At 63.9% G+C, this 1,093-nt stretch carries 1 protein-coding gene; it reads right to left on the bottom strand.

Annotated features, from left to right (window positions below; translation table 11 throughout):
* Window positions 1–102 precede the first annotated feature (102 nt).
* On the bottom strand, window positions 103–990 hold the full coding sequence (locus tag EN964_RS35420) for an aldo/keto reductase family oxidoreductase (RefSeq protein ID WP_127268565.1): 888 nt from the start codon (window positions 988–990) through the stop codon (window positions 103–105).
* Window positions 991–1,093 lie beyond the last annotated feature (103 nt).

Genomic DNA, 1,093 nt, shown 5'->3' with positions numbered 1-1,093 from the left:
GCGCCAACCTTCATCTGCCGCAGGAGGTCGCGCCCGGTCGTGCCGACCCCCTCTGTCGCCTTTGGCGACATCTCCCCCTCAAAGGGGGAAACTGGTCGCGCCTTACGCCGCCTTGGCCATCCCATCCAACTCCTGAAGCACATCCCCTGAAAGCTTGAGTTCAGCCGCAGCGAGGTTCTCCCGCAAATGTCCGACCGACGATGTGCCGGGAATCAGCAAGATGTTGGGCGCGCGGCGCAGCAGCCAGGCGAGCGCAATCTGCATTGGCGTGGCGCCGAGGCGCGTTGCGACGTCCGACAGGGTGGAGGATTGCAGCGGGTTGAAGCCGCCGAGCGGGAAGAACGGCACATAGGCGATGCCGTCGCGGGCAAGGTCGTCGATCAGGGCGTCGTCGCCGCGATGCGCAAGATTGTACTGATTCTGCACGCAGACGATCTCGGCGATACGGCGCCCTTCGGCGATCTGCGCCGGCGTCACGTTGCTCAGCCCGATATGCCTGACCAAACCTTTTTGCTGAAGCCCGGCCAGGATGGTGAGTGGCGCTTCGATCGATCCCTCGGCGGGGCCATGGGTATCGAACATGATGCGCAGGTTGACGACGTCGAGCACATCGAGCCCAAGATTGCTTAGATTGTCGTGCACCGCCTGGGTCAGCGCCTCGGGAGAGAAAGCCGGCAGCCAGGAGCCATCGGGCCCGCGCCGCGCACCGATCTTGGTGACGATGACGAGATCGTCGGGGTAGGGTGCCAGTGCTTCGCGGATCAGCCGGTTGGTGACGTGCGGGCCGTAGAAGTCGCTGGTATCGATATGGTCGATCCCCTGCGCAATCGCCTCGCGCAGCACGGCCAATGCCGCGTCATGGTCCTTGGGCGGCCCGAACACGCCGGGCCCGGCGAGCTGCATGGCGCCGTAGCCGAGCCGCTTCACGGTGCGGCTGCCAAGCTTGAAGGTGGCGGGGGCGAAGGTGCCGGATTGTTGGATATTGGACATGATTGATCTCCTTTGAGGAGGCAGAGATAGGCGCTGCCCAACCTCGTGATAATCCGGTACAATCCACACAGGCCGTGCGGAATGGCGAACAATGATGGACCTC

The organism is Mesorhizobium sp. M7A.F.Ca.CA.001.10.2.1 (assembly GCF_003998575.1).
Lineage (GTDB): Bacteria > Pseudomonadota > Alphaproteobacteria > Rhizobiales > Rhizobiaceae > Mesorhizobium.
Note: the sequence above shows the minus strand (reverse complement) of the source record. Positions and strands in the feature narration are given on the sequence as shown.